Origin of the sequence: Oceanobacillus indicireducens (genome assembly GCF_014647195.1) — a bacterium.
In the GTDB taxonomy this organism is placed as follows: Bacteria; Bacillota; Bacilli; order Bacillales; family Amphibacillaceae; genus Oceanobacillus; species Oceanobacillus indicireducens.
The window spans coordinates 21219-39413 of the sequence record NZ_BMOS01000016.1; the positions used below are offsets into that span (position 1 = coordinate 21219).

An 18195-nucleotide genomic window follows, 5' to 3' on the forward strand; every position below is an offset into this window, starting at 1 on the left:
TGATTGTAATATTAACTATAATCAGAAATTTTTAGTTACAAATTATAATATTATAACGTTATACTATTTATGTTCATTCTTTGGTAGTTGTAAGAATATAAGTTTATAAATCTATTTCAAGATAGTACTGTGCATCTTTAAAAGGTGCTATGAAGCTTGAGTATTCCACGATAGTCTTTTGATTTGTAGTAGTGAATCGATCCATCACAAGCAGTTGCTCTTTGATAGGTATGTTAAGGAGTGCGGCCTCATCCTTGCTAGCTGTCTGAGCGGAAATATACACCTTTGCTTTATCCAGTTGAAGTCCATATTTCTTGGAAAAGATGTTATAAAAAAGTTTATTGTCAATGTCTTCCTGAGTTAAATTAGGAAATAACGACTTTGGAATCCAGGAATGTTCAATTACTGTAGGTTTTTCTTCTTCTAGTTTGAGTCGGGATATATAGTATAATTCGTCATTCTCTTTGAGTTGTAGGTTTTCTGCTAATCTGCAGTCTGCTTTTATTGTGCTAAAGTTCAGTAGGCGATGGGGATACGACTTTTCATCTTCGAATCTATTATGGATAGAAACAAGTTGTGATAAATTAGTTTCTTGACGCTTATTTACAAAGGTTCCTTTTCCGCTTTGTCGGTACAACTTACCGCTGTTGACTAAATCCAGAATAGCTCTTTTTACTGTTATATTACTTACTTTAAATAGGGATGAAAGTTCTTTTTCAGTTGGGATCTTAAAGCCAGGTTCCCACTCACCAGAGTCTATTTTACCTTCTAAATATTGTCTGACTTGTCTATGCAAAGGAATCGGACTATTCTTTTCTAAAATCATATTATCACCTACCTCTCTTGCAATTGTATTAAAATTATCATCATTCACTTAATATTTTGTTTATTATAGCTATATTTCATTTATGAGTCAATAGTATTTTGGATATTTAGATAATTGTAAACCAATATGAAAAGTTGGATTGTGTATAGTAGTGTAATTTATGGTTGGGAAAAGGGGAAAGGAATAGAGGTCTTATTTTCCTTGAACAACGCATTGAAGATAGAATCAGCGGATACGAAACGGTAAAGTTTGAGATGCGCCGGCTACATATGTGTCTATCAAGGTGCCGCAAGAAGCTATGGGACAAAAACAGAAATTACAATCGGGGGGTTGTAAAAGTTTCTAGGTGGTATGTAGATTACATAAAAAGGATTAGATTATCCCCGTATCTTGAACACATCTTTATTACATCATTTTTCGAATTAAACAAGGCTAATCGCTCAAGATTTGATTATTATTTTGCAGATCCGCTATAATAAGGAGCATATAATAAAAGGGAGTGTTTTAAAATGGCAGTAGAAGTTTATCTCGTATTTGACGGCAATTGTCGCCAAGCAGTGGAGTTTTATTCACAGGTGTTTGGAACGGAAATCACAGATCTAACTACTTTCGAGGATACACCACAGCATCCGGATTACACACTTCCCGAAGAGGCAAAAAACCGAATCATGCATGCCCGACTTGAAATTAGCGGGAGCAGGGCCATGTTCTCTGATACATTCCCAGGTCAGCCTTTCGAGCAGGGCAACAATGTAACATTGGCATTGCTTAGTGACAAGCAGGACGAGTTAAAGGAATGGTTTGAAAAACTGAAAGATGGTGGAATCGTTGAGATGGAGTTACAGGAAACTTTCTGGAGTCAACTCTACGGACGTGTTACTGATAAATTTGGAATACATTGGCAGCTTAGTCACGAGGTATAATAAAATGCAGTCTCTAATTGAAGGGACTGCATTTTATTAGGATTTGAAAAATCGAAAGGAATTTGGGTGCAGCTTTCTTAGCTTTGTATAAATCATTGCAAGTAACTTTAAATTCTGCTGTTTTTAAATAATTTTCATCAAATGTCCAGATAGCAGTCTTCTCAATTACAAATTTTGACAATACATACAATACTTGCATCTGACTCCAAGTAGTAATAACTGCTCTCTAGTTCCTAACACTCAAACCTCCACCCAAAAATTCTCCGTCACACTCGCCCGAATCGTTCCCCGCTCCTCTATGTAATTACTAATCAACTCCACCATATCCTGTTGAATTTCTTTTACAACCGGTTTGTTTTTAAACATATCGAAGTCGCCGCCTCCGCTTGCACGGTAATTATTCATGACGACATTGTAATTTCCTTCCATATCTAGTGGTTCGCCCTTGTACGTAATGTTTTCCACTTTGCTTCCTTTAGGGTTTGATACTCGTATGGAATACTCGATCCCTTCCCACATATCATAATTATAATGCTCCGGCTTCGGAATGAGATAATCTGGGTTGACGGTCAACTCTCCATTCGCATCAAGCGTGAAATAATTTGCACTTTTTTCCAGTGCTTGTTTGATATCCTTTCCAGTTAGTGAAAGAACGACGAGTGTGTTCGGGAACTTATAGTTTGTAACAATATCACGCATCGTTATTCTCGAAGGAAATCCAGTTGCTTCATTCCCCAGCAGAGCTGTGACTGAAATATCTGCACCTGACGCCTCCATTTGCACCTTTTGCACCAGTTCAATAAAGGGATGCTTATTCACTCTCGCCTTGAATGGGTCCCTGATGATCATATCGCCTTCGATTTTTCCGATTGGTTCATCCAGCCAATTTTGCGTGGATTGCTCCAATTCTTCCATTTCTTCTAAAATAACTGGATCCGCCTGTATCCCTTCTAACGTTTTCACGTCTGCTTGCTTATTTGCTATGACCCAGCTGTCTTCATCCCGCTTGAATGTTACATCAATTTCTCCGTAGGCCTCTCCATTATTTCCTGGCTGAATGACAAGACAATCACGAATTGTACCAGTTAAGGTTCGGTGTTGATGGCCGGTTAAAAGGATGTCGATCCCGTCTATTTTATCCGCCATTTCATACCCTTGGTTTTCACCAGTTAAATTTTCTGTTATATCTCCTGTTTCAACATCCCTTTCGAATCCTCCGTGATAGAGGGCGATGATGAGATCGTAGTCTTCGTTAGATTGTATTTCTTTTACGACATCTTTTAGAGTGGAAAAGGCATCCGCAAATTGTATCCCTTGAATATGTTCCGGTGCTTCCCAATTTGGAATATAATGCGTTGTCACGCCGGTTATCGCCACAACGCATTATGTTCCGGTGCTTCCCAATTTGGAATATAATGCGTTGTCACGCCGGTTATCGCCACTTTAATCCCATTACTTAATGTTTTAATGATGTAGGACGGACCAAAATAAGGTTCTCCCGTTTTTTTATCCAATATATTAGCGGATAGCCACGGGTAGTTTGACTGATTGACAGCGTCCTGTAAAATCGTTTTACCAAAATTAAATTCATGATTGCCGGGGACACCTGCATCAAGACCGATTCGATTCATAATTGCAATCATTGGATTCGGTTTTGCTGCATGATTTTTTACGTAATGGGACATCAGTGGCGTCCCTTGAATAAGGTCACCATTGTCGAGCACAATCAGATGCTCATTTTCCTGGCGTTTTTTCCGGGCAAGTGTAGCGTATGTTGCTAAACCGAGCTCTGCCTTTTCGTTTGTTCCATAGTTAATCGGGAGAATATTCCCGTGAATATCGCTTGTATAAAGCACTTTAATAGTCGTTTGTTCCGTCAAGTGTGTTCATCCTTTCCTGGAGAAGTGTTCCTAATAATAGTTTACCAAAAGAAAGCTATATTTTTATAATAAAATATTGTCAAAAACTGTGACATAAGACATAATGAGAATGTAGGGTTTGTCTATTAGTAATATACTTAAAAATAGCAAACGTTAAAACGTGATGGGTTGAGAAAAATGGGAAGCGTGCTAAGGGCAGCATTTGTTTAAACCTTAACACAAGTAGTAAATCTCGTAAAAGTATTGCGAATAAACCGCAAGCACTTTCGTGGAGCTAACCCATTAGAAATTAATAGGTTTCTATATTTAGGAATCCCGTCACTTAAAACAGAAGGGGGCAATTACGAAGCGTTAGGGGAGAGGGAAGCAGCTACATATAATGATGATAATGGAAAAAGAAAACGTTTCAACGTAAAAAAACTTTTATAAAAATTTACAAATGTTTACCTGCCGTTCATAGTTATTTAAGACTTATTTTATAAACTAGTCTTTACCACCATTAAATAAAGAGAGGAAGATTGCTTTGAAGAAATTCTTATATTTATTCATGGTAAGTGCAATTATTGTTGTATTAGCGGCTTGTGGAGGAAAGGATGAAGGAGGATCTTCATCTGGAGAAGATGGGAAAACGTCGATTGACAAGCTATCCATCGGGTTTGTTCCATCAAGAGAGCCAGAAGAAATTATCACAGCAACAGAACCTTTGAAAGATTTATTGAAAGAGGAAATGTCTGCTCAAGGTTATGAAATAGGTGAAATCGATATTACAGTAGGGACAAACTACGAGGCGGTTGGTGAAGCACTTTCAGCTGGGACAACGGATATTGGGCTTATTCCTGGTGGTACATATGTGCTATATGATGATGGTGCAGAGGCTGTTTTGACAGCAACACGAGCTGGATTAAGTATTGAATCTGATGATGCAAAAGAGTGGAATGATAATAAGCCGACAGAAGACTCCGATGAACAGACGACAAGCTACCGTGCTTTGATTATCGCTGGTCCGTCTGCAAAAGGACAGGAATTGTCGGAAAAGGTAAATAATGGCGAAGAGTTAACGTGGGATGATGTGAATAGTGCATCTTGGGCTGTGATGTCTTCCTCTTCACCGGCAGGCTATATTTACCCTGCTCTATGGTTGGATGAAAACTATGGAAATACGATTACGGACCTTGATAATGTAGTAAAATCTGATTCTTATGGAAGTTCATTTGCACGACTTGCAGCAGGTCAAATTGACGTCATGGTAGCATACGCAGATGCAAGACGTGACAATGAAGACCAGTGGCAAGATGAATTCGGCGGAGAAGGAACGATCTGGGATGAAACGAATGTCATTGGTGTAACTCCTGCTATTTATAATGACACGGTTAGTGTCAGTAAGAATTCTGAAATTATGGATGATGACTTGAAAGCAGCTATTCAGCAAGCCTTTATCAATATTGGTGAGTCAGAAGAAGGACAAGAAGTCATTTCTATCTACAACCACGAAGGATACCAAGAAGCTGATCCAGCCGATTATGACAATGAAAGAGATGCACAGGAAATGGTTCAAAGTCTGAACTAATCAAACGCATCATTCAATAGAATGCTAGTTAAATGAGAGCATCACTTGTTGATGTTCTCATTTTTCAAGATTGGAGAGTAAGAGATGATAGAATTTATCGACGTTGGAAAAACTTATTCGAATAACATGAAAGCACTGGAAGATATTAATTTGCGGATTGAAAAAGGTGAATTCGTTGCGGTTATCGGTCCTTCAGGTGCTGGGAAATCTACATTGCTTCGTTGCATCAACCGAATGCATGATATATCTGAGGGAAAATTAATTGTTGACGGAGTGGAAGTAAACTCATTGAAAGGAAAAGAGATTCGCAAATTCAGGCAGCGTATTGGCATGATTTTTCAATCTTATAATCTTGTTACAAGAATCTCCGTTATAAAAAATGTCCTCGTGTCCTTCGCTCCAAAGCTTCCCTATTGGAGAAAAGTGCTCGGGCTGTATACTAAAGAGCATAAAGTGAAGGCGTTGACGGCACTTGACCAAGTTGGAATTTTGGACAAAGCGTATGTCCGAGTTGATCAATTGTCTGGTGGACAACAGCAACGTGTGGCACTAGCACGAACACTTGCGCAGAACCCCGACATTATTCTAGCTGATGAGCCGATTGCATCCCTCGACCCTGTGACAGCTAAACAGGTAATGGATGATTTCACAAAAATAAATCGGGAAACGAATATTTCTGTCATTATCAACATCCACCATGTCGAAATAGCGCTTGAATATGCGGACCGGATTATCGGGATTAGAAAAGGAAAAATTGTTTATGATGGAAAAGCGGAGGATTTAACAGAGGAAAATCTTAATTACATATATAAAGGGCAGACAGAAGAATTGCAATCAAATGAAATGGAGGGGAAAACGGATGTATGATAGAATTTTCCCCCCAGCTAAAATTACACTCCCAAATGGAAAGATCGTTTATGAGAAAAAGTCGCGGGCACCGATCATTCTCGTACTGCTTGTGCTCGCTACGATTATTTCGGTCCGGTTTACAAATTTTGATTTGAATACATTGTTTAAGCGAGGGCATGAATTTTTTGTGATAATCGGTCAAATGATTCCACCAAAATGGGATTATTTAAATAATATTTGGAAGCCGCTCCTCGATACCATTAAGATGTCATTATTGGGTTCCATTCTCGGCTCGATTGCTGCCGTTCCAGCAGCTTATTTCGCATCTTCTAATATCGTAAGTAAGCCAGTAGCTGCGGTGGCAAAGTTTTTCCTGAGTATTCTCCGCACATTGCCGACGCTTGTTACGGCATTGATTGCTACTTTTATATTCGGCCTCGGGACACTGGCAGGTACGGTAGCGATTTTTCTATTTACGATTGCTTATGTTGGGAAATTGCTATATGAACAAATTGAAAATGCCAACATGGGATCTTTTGAGGCGATGGAATCAATTGGAATGGGCCGTCTGCAAGCGTTCCGTTATGCGATTTTCCCCCAAGTCTTGCCTAACTACTTGTCAACCTCGCTATTTTCCTTTGAAGGAAACGTCAGGTATGCCGCAATTTTAGGGTATGTCGGTGCTGGCGGGATTGGACTATTGCTAGATGAATCACTTGGCTGGCGCGATTATTCAAGTGTTGGGATGATATTGCTCATGCTGATTATTACGGTATATCTCATTGAAAAAGTCAGCGAGCATTTTCGCAAAAAGTTAATCTAAAGGAGTATATTCATATGGATGCAATCGAAAAACAGCTTCATGCTTCACCGCGAAATTTACGCTATATCTTTACCATAGCCATACTCATCCTGCTTTTATTTATTTGGTCGCTCACTACTGTGAATCTAGATAATGTATCTGAAAGCGGGTTGGGGATTGCTGCAGGGATTATTGGAGGGATTCTGAATCCGGATTTAGATTTATTATTTAGTTTTACATCCCAGGGTGTGTTGTATTTACTTATTGAAACGATAGCAATTGCTTTTCTCGGTACGATTATGGGTTCGATATTGGCGATTCCGCTTGCGTTTCTATCCGCCTCTAAGATTGTACCAAAACCTGTTGCGAGTGTTACGAGACTTTTATTAATTATCATTCGTACGATTCCGGCCCTTGTTTATGGATTAATGTTTATTCGCGTCACAGGGCCAGGTCCATTTGCCGGTGTGTTGACCATTTCACTTGCATCAATCGGGATGCTCGCCAAATTATTCGTCGATGTGATTGAAGAGCTCGATACAAATATCTTGGAATCTCTTGACTCGATTGGCTGCAATACATTTGAGAAAATCCGTTACGGTATATGGCCACAGCTTTTTTCCATGTTTCTTTCCATCATCATTTACCGTTTCGATATGAACTTAAGAGAAGCATCGATTCTTGGAATTGTAGGGGCAGGGGGAATTGGTGCGCCACTAATCTTTGCGATGAATGCTTACCGGTGGTCTGAGGTTGGTTCGATTCTTATTGGTTTAGTTGTGCTAATATTATTGGTCGAATTTTTCTCTAATCGAATTCGGAACAAACTCGTACGGGGGTAGGATATCCATTTTGTTGTATAAACTATAATTTACAGATTTTTAACTAATTAAAACGAGAAGTCTCCCTCCTATTAGCATGGTGTGGTGGGAGATGAATCGTTTGTTTTGTCAGAAATTATTGATAGTTATTTTCTTTTCGGTTACAATAGAACGAACGTTCCGATCGAGGGGGTGAGTATCATGTATCGTGGAAAGCGAGTTTCTTTTCATGCATCGAAGGAAGCAATCGATCGCTTGTTTGCATGCAATCGTCTGTCCGCTTATGTGTGGAATGCTTGTTTAGAAGTTGCTAAAAACCATCATCTGCAAGCAGGTAAGTGGATCAATCGAACCCATTTACAACAAGCAATCAAGAAAATGGTCCCTCTTCACAGTCAAAGTATCCAAGCAGTGGCACATAATTACTTGGATGCCAGAGATAGCACGAAGAAAGCCAGAGAAAAAGGGATTTCTACTGCCCGCTATCCCTACAAGAAAAAACGCCATTATAATACGAAGTGGGTGGACAAAGCCTTCAAAATAGAGGGAAACAAAATCACCTTATCCATGGGGGCTAAACGTAAACCGATTGTTGTCTTCGTCTCGGATTTACCATCTGGCGATATCAAAGAAATCGAGCTTTGTTATGACAACGGCTTATATTTGTCCGTTTCCTTTGATGATGGCCAGCTTCCAGAAGAGCGAGTAGGAACCCAAGAGGCGGGTGTCGATATGGGAGAAATCCATTCCTTCGCTTCGATCGCTGAAAATGGGGAAGGTGTGATTCTGTCTGGCCGGAAGCTGCGAAGTATTCACCGTTTCCGCAATCAAAAGCTAAAAGAACTGCAACGCAAAATGAGTAAATGTAAAAAAGGCTCGAACCAATGGAAAAAATACCAGCGTGCTAAAAAGTACATCCTGTCAAAAAGTGATAAACAATTACGTGATGCGAGTCATAAAATTACGAGAAATTTCATGGAGTGGGCGGTGGAAGAATCGGTCCACACGTTACATGTTGGTGACGCACGAAATGTCAGTAAACATACGAAAAAGAGAAAACGATTGAACAGAACCAATCGACAAAAAATGTCGAATTGGAATGTAGGACAGCTACTAGGTTACCTCGTCTATAAGGCGGAGGCAACAGGTATCCAGGTCGTATTAGTAGATGAATCCTACACCACACAAACATGTCCTGTTTGTCAAAACAGACGAAAACCATCCGGAAGAACCTATACTTGTTCTTGTGGTTACGAGGCGCATCGTGATTTGCATGGTGCAGCGAACATCTTAACGAAATCCAAATACAAAAAGATGCTGCCGGTACCGACAAGCAAGAAGATAACGTATCTACGAGTTGCATAAAACAATGAGTAGTAAATGGCGTGTTCCCGCCCACATGGATTGATGTGTTGCTTATTATGAGATAAAGAACACCCACCACCATCAGGTGGAGCGTCTCCTAACCGATGCGCACGGGAACTCTTTTTCTTTAAGATAAGAAACCCCCATTTCAAAAGATGTTCATCTTTAAGTGGAGGGAGGTTCATTAGGAATACAACAATGATTTGATAGAGTGGATATGAAAAAATAAATGATCTGACTAGGAGGGTAAAAGTGAAAAGAAATGCTTATGCTTTATGGATGTTGCTGCTCACGCTAATCGTAAGTATTACCGTTTTACCAATGCCATTTCAGGCGGAGACAATGGATGACCCAGCTCCAATCATTCAGCCGGAAACCCCAAATGGAAAGAAAGTATTATTTGATAATACCCACGCACAAACGGCTGGACAAGCAGATTGGGTGATTGATGGGGCTTTCTCCGATTTTGCGGAAGGGATAGCCGACAATGGGTATTATGTGGAAGAGTTTCGGAAAAACGGTCCGCTAGCTGTAGAGGACTTGGAGGATTATGATGTGTTTGTCATCCCAGAGGCAAATATTCCGTTCAAGAAAGAAGAACAGGATGCGATGATTACGTATGTTGAAAATGGTGGAAGTATATTCTTTATTTCCGATCATTATAATGCGGATCGCAATAAAAATCGCTGGGATTCTTCGGAAGTGATGAATGGATACCGTCGCGGAGCACATGATGATCCAACAAAAGGAATGTCAGAGGAAGAAAAGAACTCTGAAGCCATGCAAGGCGTGGAAGGGTCCGATTGGCTAAGTGATAACTTTGGTATCCGTTTCAGGTACAATGCCGCGGGGACAGTAATAGCAGATCAAGTAGTGGACCCAGCAGAAACATTTGGGATTACACAAGGTGTGAGCGAAGTAACGATGCATGCTGGTTCGACACTAGCTATAACAGATCCAGAAATAGCAAAAGGAATTCTGTACTTGCCAGAAGGTCTTGATGAAAGCGATAAATGGGGACCAGCAGTGGATGAAGGAATTTATCATGGTGGTGGAGTAGAAGAAGGTCCATATGCCGCTATTTCCAAATTGAAGGAAGGTAAAGCTGCCTTTATTGGCGACTCCTCTCCTGTAGAAGATGCGACACCGAAATACCGAAATGAAGAAACCGGTGCAAAGAAAACAACGTATGATGGATTTAAAGATGCTGACAACGGAGAATTACTATTAAATATGATTGATTGGCTAGCGGAGGATGAATCCTATGAGAACTTTGCCGAGGTAGGTATCCCGTTAGATGAACCTTCGCCCTTCTTGGACAAGGAAATACCGGAAAATTCAACAGAACCCGAGGAGGAACCTTGGTCTACACCGTTAGAATCTTATGATTGGTTTGATCCAGCAACATTCGCACCAGGCTCTTTTGGTTCACCTGAAGATCCGGTTGCGGAACCGGAACTATCCTTGAGTTATCCATCTGTTTTACCAAAAAACGAGCTCTTTACCATTGAAGTTGTGGCAGAAGGTTTAAATCCCGGGCAAACGATTACGGGGTATAACCTTGGTGTTTATTTAGATGGTGGAAAGCAAGTAGCCAAAGTTCAGAATGCTGATGGAAGCTGGCCTTCTGATTATGGTTATAGTGAACAATTTTCACTTACAGCAAATAGTGACGGTATTGCAAAGCAAACCTTAAACGTACAGCTTGATAAAAATGCGGATGGAAATGCGAATGTACGCTTGCGTAAAGGTTCAACAAACGTCCTTACAAATCCCGCGCTGATTAGAGAAGCGGAAGAAACTGTAAAACTTTCAATTCAGGAAGCTCGTGCTTTAGCGGATGGTAAACCTGTAGAAGTAGAGGGCGTTATTACGACAAAACCAGGACTATTCGGTGGGCAAGGTTTTTATTTACAAGATGAAACATCAGGAATCTATGTGTTTCAACATGACGAGCAGTTTCGTCCTGGAGATAAAGTGAAGCTTGAAGGTGTCGTAACAACATTTCAAGGTTTAAAGCAAATTTCAGATCTGAAACAAATCGATGTAATAGGTGAAAGTGAACTCCCGGAATTTGCAGTGGTCGACAAAATAGACGATGCCAACCAAGGGCAGCGTGTTACGATTCAGGGTGAAATTGAAAATATCGTGTCCCACTGGAATGCATTTGAATTTGATGTAAGAAACGGTGAAAATTTGACGAGAGTGCGAGTCGATGACCGAACGAATATATCCTATGAAGCGTTTGTAAGCAATTATGAAGAGGGAGAAAAAGTTTCGGTATCTGGTATCGCTTCGATTTTTCAAGATACGTATCAATTATTAGTAGTGGATGAAGACCATATCCAGAAGACGGCAGATTCTGGTTCTGCCCCAATCATTAACCCTATTCCAGATTTCACGACATTTGATATTACGGAATCTTATCAAATTCCGGTTGATGTGTATGATGAAGATGGAGATTTAGCTCAGGTCATTATTGAGATGGAAGACAATACAATGGAAAATGATATTTCGATTGAGCCTCTAGATTATACACCTGGAAATTATGAAATAAAAATTATTGCACGTGATGAGGCAGGGCATGTCACGGAAGAAGTGTTTCCTGTAGAAGCAATTCTCTCCCTATCTGAACTGGATGAATTAGTGGAATTAGGAGAAGATCAAGGTTATCTCGATGAAAAAATGGAAAAACGGTTATTGAAGAAAGCTATGGATGTTCAAACTGCTAAAAATGAACAAGCGAGAAATGGGAAATGGAATGCATTGGTTAATCAGATTAGAGCGCAATCGGGTAAGAAAATAGAGCAGGGGTATATTGATTATTGGGAAATGCCGGTGGAGATGCGGTAGGTGAATGGATTGGTGCGGTGTTTTATGGAGAATTTAAGATGATACAATGTTCGCTGCAACTGTCATGAAACGATACTGGCGCTCTGGGATAAATAGAATTAGTTGTTTAGCATTGAAGTGTGTTTAATAAGTATGGTAACAAAAGGTTAAAAAAAGGGAGCTGGCAGTGTAGTCGAGCTCCCTTTTTTTAGAGGATGGTGCGGGCCGAATTGAGAGGGTGAATTGAAGTTTTAATTAGTAGTAGTGCACGTGCTTCTTAATCAAGTCGAGAAAAAAGTATACTGAACAAGCTAATTATAATGCGAAATATTCGAAAAGTGAATGGAATAGAGGATTAAAAAATTGAAACAAATTTTAAAGACAGGACAAATAAACAAACAATGATAGCTAAAATGTTGAAGGAACTTGAAAATATGGGTATTTTAAATTTTATATCTAGATTACATTTTCAATTATATCTAATTTTTGAAGGGGAGAGGAAAAGATGAACAACCTTATAAATGGCTATATTAAAGATGTGCTGCCTTCATTTTTTGCGAGATATAATATACCAAAGAATGTTATTGAAGTTGTTACTAAAGATATAGAAGATCGAATTTATTCTCTTTTGATTCGTTGGAATGAGATTGAATTTAGGCGAGTCTTATTAACAACTGGGCTAGAAGAGGCAACCTTTTATGAACCTAATGTGAATTTAGAATTAAGATGTTTTGTTGTGGTTGCTATTAGAAATAGCTTGTTTGAAAATCTTGTTAGTAATCGAAAGGCTGCATTAGCATTGGGATTGAAAAAGTCACCTATACCAGAAACTGATGTTAAAACTTTTACACAGGAAGCAATAAGGCATTTCAAGCAAACGGATTTTGACAAGGAATGTAATAATTAGTGACAGTAATGATCTCTACGGTGACTTAAAAGAGAAATATCCAGTAGCGTGGAAAGCCTTGTCAGAGTTGGGTAAATGGTCCAATAAAGCACAGGTTTTTGAAAGCCTTAAATATACACCATTAGAAATAGCTGAATTACGCCAGATAACAACTTCAATTAATCTGCAAAATAAAGTGGCCGTTACAGAAATACAAAGTGGAATCGATGAAAAGTTAGAAGAAGGTCTTTTAGAGGTTTTGATGCGCATATCGCCAGAATTACAACCAGTATTTTATACTGATTGCTTTAAAATGCTGACAAGGAATATCGATAAATTGTTTAAGGTAATAGAGTATGTTCTAAGAAAAAAATGCGTCTTTATAACGAGTAATTTTTATATAAGTAATGGTTATGTCTCAAAACGGAAAGCTTTACTTCGACCAGCACACTATGATGAAGATGTTGAAGAGAATTTAAAGCAATATAACGGATTACGTAAAACTCATTTGAAGGCGTTTAAAACTGTAAGCAATTTTATGCTAAACTGAGATTTATTTTAGGTCTGTGATGTTTTCTGGTTTATAAAAAGCTAAAGACAGAAATAAAAATATTAAAATTAACTTCAAATGTACATCGTTCAAGTCTTAAAACATAGGAAGCGTTACAATAAGTTTCAGTACTTGCAAATACATATTTTGCATCTGTTAGTTCAGTTATGCTCAGAATGTGGATATTGAATTTCTACCGCTTTTTATCTTGGAATCAATTTACTATAACTAAGAAAAGTTATGATGTAACCAGTGAGCATATTCAAACACGGCTATCCGATAAAGTTAATTATTCCAATTACTATCTCCCATCCAATAGTTCCATCATTTCCAAAACACAAGCAAATGAAGACAGTGTTTTCACTCGTAATGAACCTTTCAGAAAATAAAGCATATTTATGTATAGGTGAATCAAGCAAAGGAGAGTATGTAATAATTTAATATATTTTAAATTTATATTTAGAAGTGAGGCATAAAAGATAACTTGAATGTCTCACTTCTTTTGTTTTATTTTGGTAAAATAGAAATATAATTTTTAAGTCTAAAATTTAAATACAAAAAACTTATAGAAAAGCTTCGAAGTGAGGGGATAGCATGTTAGCTCAAGAGAGGCACAAAATTATTCTGGATATGCTAGAAAGTGATAAGGTTGTAAAAGTCGCTAATTTGTGCACGATATTTAATGTTTCGATTGAAACAGTAAGAAGGGATTTAGAACATTTAGAAAGAGAAGGTAAATTAAAAAGAGTATATGGTGGAGCTGTACCACACAGTAAATCAGCTGCAGAACCTTCCTATCGTTCAAGGGAAAGAGTAAGCCCTAATGAAAAGCAGATGATTGGTAAACTTGCAGCTTCATTAATTCATGATGGGGAAACATTAATAATAGATCTTGGTACAACTACTTTAGAAGTTGCGAAATATTTAAAAGACAAGAAGGACTTAACGATTAAATCCACACTCCCAATACAGGGAGTGACAGATTGCATTGACTCCATTTCTTCTTTGGCAGATATTTCAATCCACACTCCCAATACAGGGAGTGACTTATTTTGCGTTTTTAGATGGAGACCCGATAGGAATTTCAATCCACACTCCCAATACAGGGAGTGACTACCTTTTACGCTTATGGCACAAAGAGCAAAATAATTTCAATCCACACTCCCAATACAGGGAGTGACCTTGCCTTCCCCAACTGCATTCCTCCTATTTTCTATTTCAATCCACACTCCCAATACAGGGAGTGACGGAAACAGAAACTACCGAAAACACAAATGATGAATTTCAATCCACACTCCCAATACAGGGAGTGACCCAAGGTATGCACCTTTGTCTTGGTCCATCGTCGATTTCAATCCACACTCCCAATACAGGGAGTGACAGCGAGATATTGATAAAAATATTTCTATCTTACTATATGTAGTATCGTATCACTTTCACTATCTATAAAACAAGGTATTAATCAGAAAGTATCCGTCTTATATATTGGATTTTATGTGCGAATCTACCGGGGAATTCATGGGCGCTTCATGTTCGCGTATTTTGTTCATAGTTTTCAATTAAATTATTTTCATATCTTAGTTATAATAGATGTATAGTCTAAGTGCAGCACATTCAAATTAATGAGGATAGTAACTAAATATTAGAGAACTTAATCCGTTAGTCTTTACTAAAGGTGTATTCAATCTAGTAAAGGCTTATTCCTGCTTCAAGCCAATAAAAATATGACAAATTCTGAGTCCTTCCAGGCACGAATAAGGTGTAAAACTAAAAGCAGCCACTTTACTTGAAAAGGTTGGTGTGATAGTCTGAAAGACATCTATTTGTATTTTTAATTGTAAGGAGTTTTTTATTTTGATAGAAAATAAAAGAGAGTTTTATCAATCAAAAGGGAAGCTTTTTCTCGGAATCATTTTTTCATTATTATTTGTTGCTTTTGGCGCTTTTATGGCATATCTTGCATATATGGAAGAATCGATACTAATTATCACTTTGGCATTATTTATAATTGTTTTATTTAGTTTCTTTGCCGTTTCGAATATATTGAAAGTGATCCGAGGGTATCCTTATATTACGATCACAGATGAATATCTTCAATTAGATTCGTTTACGAAAAGTGAAGTAAGCCTTTATTTTACGGATATTGAATACATAAAGGTATTTGAAATTACGTTTCAAAGTGTCATAGAGATTGCTTTATATAACGAAGGTGATTATTTTGCTCAACTATCGTTTCATAATAAAATGAGATTATTTATGAATCGGATAGCTGGGCTTTCTCTGTTTACGATTAATCCAAAAGCCGTTCGAAAACCGGAACGCCCTGCATTATTAAAAATGTTGGATCTTATTATTCAACAAAAACGAAGCGACACAGCTCCCGTCAATGACAATGCAATCAATGAAGAAGCAGACTTTATGAAAAAGTATGATCCATTCCAGCAGATTGATCGATCCATCAATCGTTCATACTTTTTAAAATCTTACGGGTACGACCTTATTCTATTTGCTTTCCCGTTTATTTTGTTCTTACTTACTGGTAAAAATAATAATCATTTATTTTATATTATTGTAAGCTTCCTTTTATATCCTTTTGCGAAAGTGTTAATCGATAGGTTGTTTGGGTTTAAGTTAAGATATATACTTAAAAAGCAACAAGGCCCTACCCATAATCTTGAACAATTAATGATTATTTTTGACCTTGTTATATTCCATCTGAGTTTATTCATTGCTCCAATTGGAATAGTATTCTTATTGATACGTTATATCGTTATGCGGATGGAGCGATCCGATAATTGAAAGTTATTTCTCCGTGTGTTTCAAGGAGTTCAATATGAAGGATTATCTCATTCTATTCGATACTATTTTAGGTGAACGTATTGATCTGGAAAAAATAATAAAAAATTTAAGAAATGATATGCTTCCATTATAAATGAACCTCCAATAAGCTCCCTAAGTACTTTATTCGTTATGTTAAAATAATTTATGCACTCTTGTACTATAATTAAAAAAGATTGGAGCTATTTACATGAAAAAAAGAAATTCCTTAATTGCGGCATCTCTGCTAGTTATTTTATTAGTCGGAATGTCCGCTTGCAGCAGCAATTCATCTGATGATGACATTACCTCAACTAAAAATCAGTCAAACTCTGAAAGTACGCCACAGAGCAAAGATGATTCATCTCAATCAAATGATACGCATTCTGAAAGTACTCAAGTAGAAGATAATCAAGAGCAGGCTGATAATACAGAAGATACTACTTCGGCAAATATCACAAGTGAAAGTCAAGAGGAAAAAGTAGAGGGAAGGAGAGCAGAGTTTCTTGAAAGACTAGACAATATCCAAAAGGAACTTGATGCTTTACCAGAAAAGGAACATGCTGATAAAGGTGTCACCAATGCTATGAAAAACTATTATGGGCGTGCTTATGAAATGTATGACGAGGAATTAAATGAGATTTATGCTTTACTAAAAAAAGAATTGTCCCCAGAGACCATGGAGGATTTAAAAGCAGAACAAATTCAATGGATAGACCAAAAAGAAGATAAGGCAAATAAAGAAAGACTGGAATATGAAGGCGGAACTTTTGAAAATGTTGCATTATATATGTCTTTATACGAATCTACAAAGGACAGAAGTTATGAATTAGTAAACAAATATATGACAGATTAAAAGCTGGAAGCATGGATTTGCAATGTTTGGGGAGAAAACAACCTTAAGATGATAGAAAATCAACTGAAATGCCTTATAAAAAAGGAGCATCCATAAGTACGATTGAAGCAGGAAATCAATGGATTTCATTGGTTCTATTTACTGATATTTTTTACAAAATGAAACCAATCCTCATGCTTCAACGTAATTAAAAACAGAACCTATATTTCTAGGAGGCATTTTATGTATGCAGAAATAAATGGGAAATTGATTCGAGTCAGAGGTGCAATCAATAAGAAACTGAAGTGGGAAAAACAGCTTGCTGATTATCATACGGAATTAATAGAGGTTGAAAATGAGATTAGTAGATTGGAAAAGGAGCTTATTGCTGAGAAAAAAGATGTTAGAAGGTTAGAGCGAATTGGTATAACAAACCTGATACAAACATTTTTTGGATCGAAGCACGAAAAGCTGAGACAGGAAAAGCAAGAAGTAATTGCGATACAATTACAGCTTGAAGAAGCTGAAAAAACGAAGCAAGAAATTAATGAATCAATGAATGAATTGCATAATAAATTACAAGAGGTTATGAAGGCTGAGCAGAACTATCAATTCCTTTTAGCTGAAAAGGAAAGAATCATCAAGGAAAGAGATGCTGAATTCGGGAATCGTTTGTTCGAATTAAATGAGAATGAAGGAGATCTGGAAGCATACATGACGGAACTTGATGAAGCTATAGAAGCTGGGAACAAAGTGAAGCATGCGCTTAGCAATGTTATAGAGTCACTAGAAAGTGCGGAAGGCTGGGGGACATTGGACATGTTTGGTGGTGGGATGATTTCAAGTATGGTAAAGCATGATCATATTGATAAGGCAACAGATTATATTCACCAAGCGCAAACGAGCATGCGGAACTTTCAAAAGGAATTATTAGATGTTGATGATGTGTCGGATTTGCAAATAGATATTTCAGGAATGCTGAAATTTGCCGACTTTTTCTTTGATGGTTTCATTGTAGATTGGATGGTCCAAGGGAGAATTAAAGATTCCTTAGAGCAAGCTAGGGATCAACATGCTGGTGTCGTAACGATTATTCAAAAATTAGAAATGACTTTGGAGGGAAAATCAAAGGAGCTATCTGTCATACAAACAGAGAAAAAGGCATTAATAGAAGGACTTTAAGGGCGAGGTATGCTCACTAACTTCATGGTAATCAACAAATTCAAATTATATGAAAATACA

13 protein-coding genes, 2 pseudogenes and 1 CRISPR repeat array are annotated in these 18195 nt (G+C 37.8%); of the genes and pseudogenes, 13 read left to right on the top strand and 2 right to left on the bottom strand.

Features of this window, described 5'->3' with window-relative positions:
- Positions 1 to 103: 103 nt before the first annotated feature.
- Positions 104 to 826 carry a GntR family transcriptional regulator gene (locus IEX94_RS11860; protein WP_229782697.1) on the bottom strand — a complete coding sequence of 241 codons (723 nt, stop codon included), beginning with the start codon at positions 824 to 826 and terminating at the stop codon, positions 104 to 106.
- 509 nt (positions 827 to 1335) lie between these two features.
- Here IEX94_RS11860 and IEX94_RS11865 point away from each other — a divergent pair.
- The gene (locus IEX94_RS11865; RefSeq protein WP_156855196.1) at positions 1336 to 1749 is read left to right on the top strand and encodes a VOC family protein; all 414 of its coding nucleotides are present in this window, start codon (positions 1336 to 1338) and stop codon (positions 1747 to 1749) included.
- A 240-nt stretch (positions 1750 to 1989) separates the two neighbouring features.
- Here the strand turns inward: IEX94_RS11865 and IEX94_RS11870 are convergent.
- Positions 1990 to 3629: pseudogene (locus IEX94_RS11870) on the bottom strand (bifunctional metallophosphatase/5'-nucleotidase).
- 547 nt (positions 3630 to 4176) lie between these two features.
- On the opposite strand from IEX94_RS11870, the gene IEX94_RS11875 reads away from it, so the two are divergent.
- From IEX94_RS11875 to IEX94_RS11935, 12 genes and pseudogenes are all read left to right on the top strand, one after another.
- Entirely contained in the window at positions 4177 to 5196 is a 1020-nt protein-coding gene (locus tag IEX94_RS11875; protein ID WP_188857738.1) for a phosphate/phosphite/phosphonate ABC transporter substrate-binding protein, read from the top strand.
- A gap of 84 nt (positions 5197 to 5280) precedes the next feature.
- Positions 5281 to 6063 (top strand): phosphonate ABC transporter ATP-binding protein, encoded by a 783-nt coding sequence (phnC, locus tag IEX94_RS11880; RefSeq protein ID WP_156855192.1) that lies wholly within the window; start codon positions 5281 to 5283, stop codon positions 6061 to 6063.
- A complete protein-coding gene (phnE, locus tag IEX94_RS11885) occupies positions 6056 to 6868 on the top strand; it encodes a phosphonate ABC transporter, permease protein PhnE (protein ID WP_156855190.1) in 813 nt (270 codons plus the stop codon). Before phnC ends, phnE (IEX94_RS11885) begins: the two co-directional genes overlap by 8 nt.
- Positions 6869 to 6882: 14 nt before the next feature.
- On the top strand, positions 6883 to 7689 hold the full coding sequence (gene phnE, locus IEX94_RS11890; RefSeq protein ID WP_188857686.1) for a phosphonate ABC transporter, permease protein PhnE: 807 nt from the start codon (positions 6883 to 6885) through the stop codon (positions 7687 to 7689).
- A 180-nt stretch (positions 7690 to 7869) separates the two neighbouring features.
- Positions 7870 to 9033 (top strand): RNA-guided endonuclease InsQ/TnpB family protein, encoded by a 1164-nt coding sequence (locus IEX94_RS11895; RefSeq protein ID WP_188857687.1) that lies wholly within the window; start codon positions 7870 to 7872, stop codon positions 9031 to 9033.
- A gap of 252 nt (positions 9034 to 9285) precedes the next feature.
- Positions 9286 to 11886: a DUF3945 domain-containing protein gene (locus IEX94_RS11900; RefSeq protein WP_229782699.1), complete on the top strand. Its 2601-nt coding sequence runs from the start codon at positions 9286 to 9288 to the stop codon at positions 11884 to 11886.
- A 484-nt stretch (positions 11887 to 12370) separates the two neighbouring features.
- A complete protein-coding gene (locus tag IEX94_RS11905) occupies positions 12371 to 12772 on the top strand; it encodes a hypothetical protein (protein WP_188857689.1) in 402 nt (133 codons plus the stop codon).
- Complete coding sequence (locus tag IEX94_RS11910) at positions 12750 to 13301, top strand: hypothetical protein (protein ID WP_188857690.1); 552 nt, start codon at positions 12750 to 12752, stop codon at positions 13299 to 13301. Before IEX94_RS11905 ends, IEX94_RS11910 begins: the two co-directional genes overlap by 23 nt.
- Before the next feature lie 594 nt (positions 13302 to 13895).
- Positions 13896 to 14192, top strand: a pseudogene (locus IEX94_RS20285) (DeoR/GlpR family DNA-binding transcription regulator); the annotation flags it as partial.
- A gap of 56 nt (positions 14193 to 14248) precedes the next feature.
- Positions 14249 to 14682: a CRISPR direct-repeat array (repeat unit 33 nt; unit sequence ATTTCAATCCACACTCCCAATACAGGGAGTGAC).
- Between the two features lie 473 nt (positions 14683 to 15155).
- Positions 15156 to 16100 (top strand): STM3941 family protein, encoded by a 945-nt coding sequence (locus tag IEX94_RS11925; RefSeq protein WP_188857693.1) that lies wholly within the window; start codon positions 15156 to 15158, stop codon positions 16098 to 16100.
- Positions 16101 to 16329: 229 nt separating this feature from the next.
- Positions 16330 to 16974 (top strand): lysozyme inhibitor LprI family protein, encoded by a 645-nt coding sequence (locus IEX94_RS11930; RefSeq protein ID WP_188857695.1) that lies wholly within the window; start codon positions 16330 to 16332, stop codon positions 16972 to 16974.
- A gap of 222 nt (positions 16975 to 17196) precedes the next feature.
- On the top strand, positions 17197 to 18135 hold the full coding sequence (locus IEX94_RS11935; RefSeq protein ID WP_188857696.1) for a coiled-coil domain-containing protein: 939 nt from the start codon (positions 17197 to 17199) through the stop codon (positions 18133 to 18135).
- Positions 18136 to 18195 lie beyond the last annotated feature (60 nt).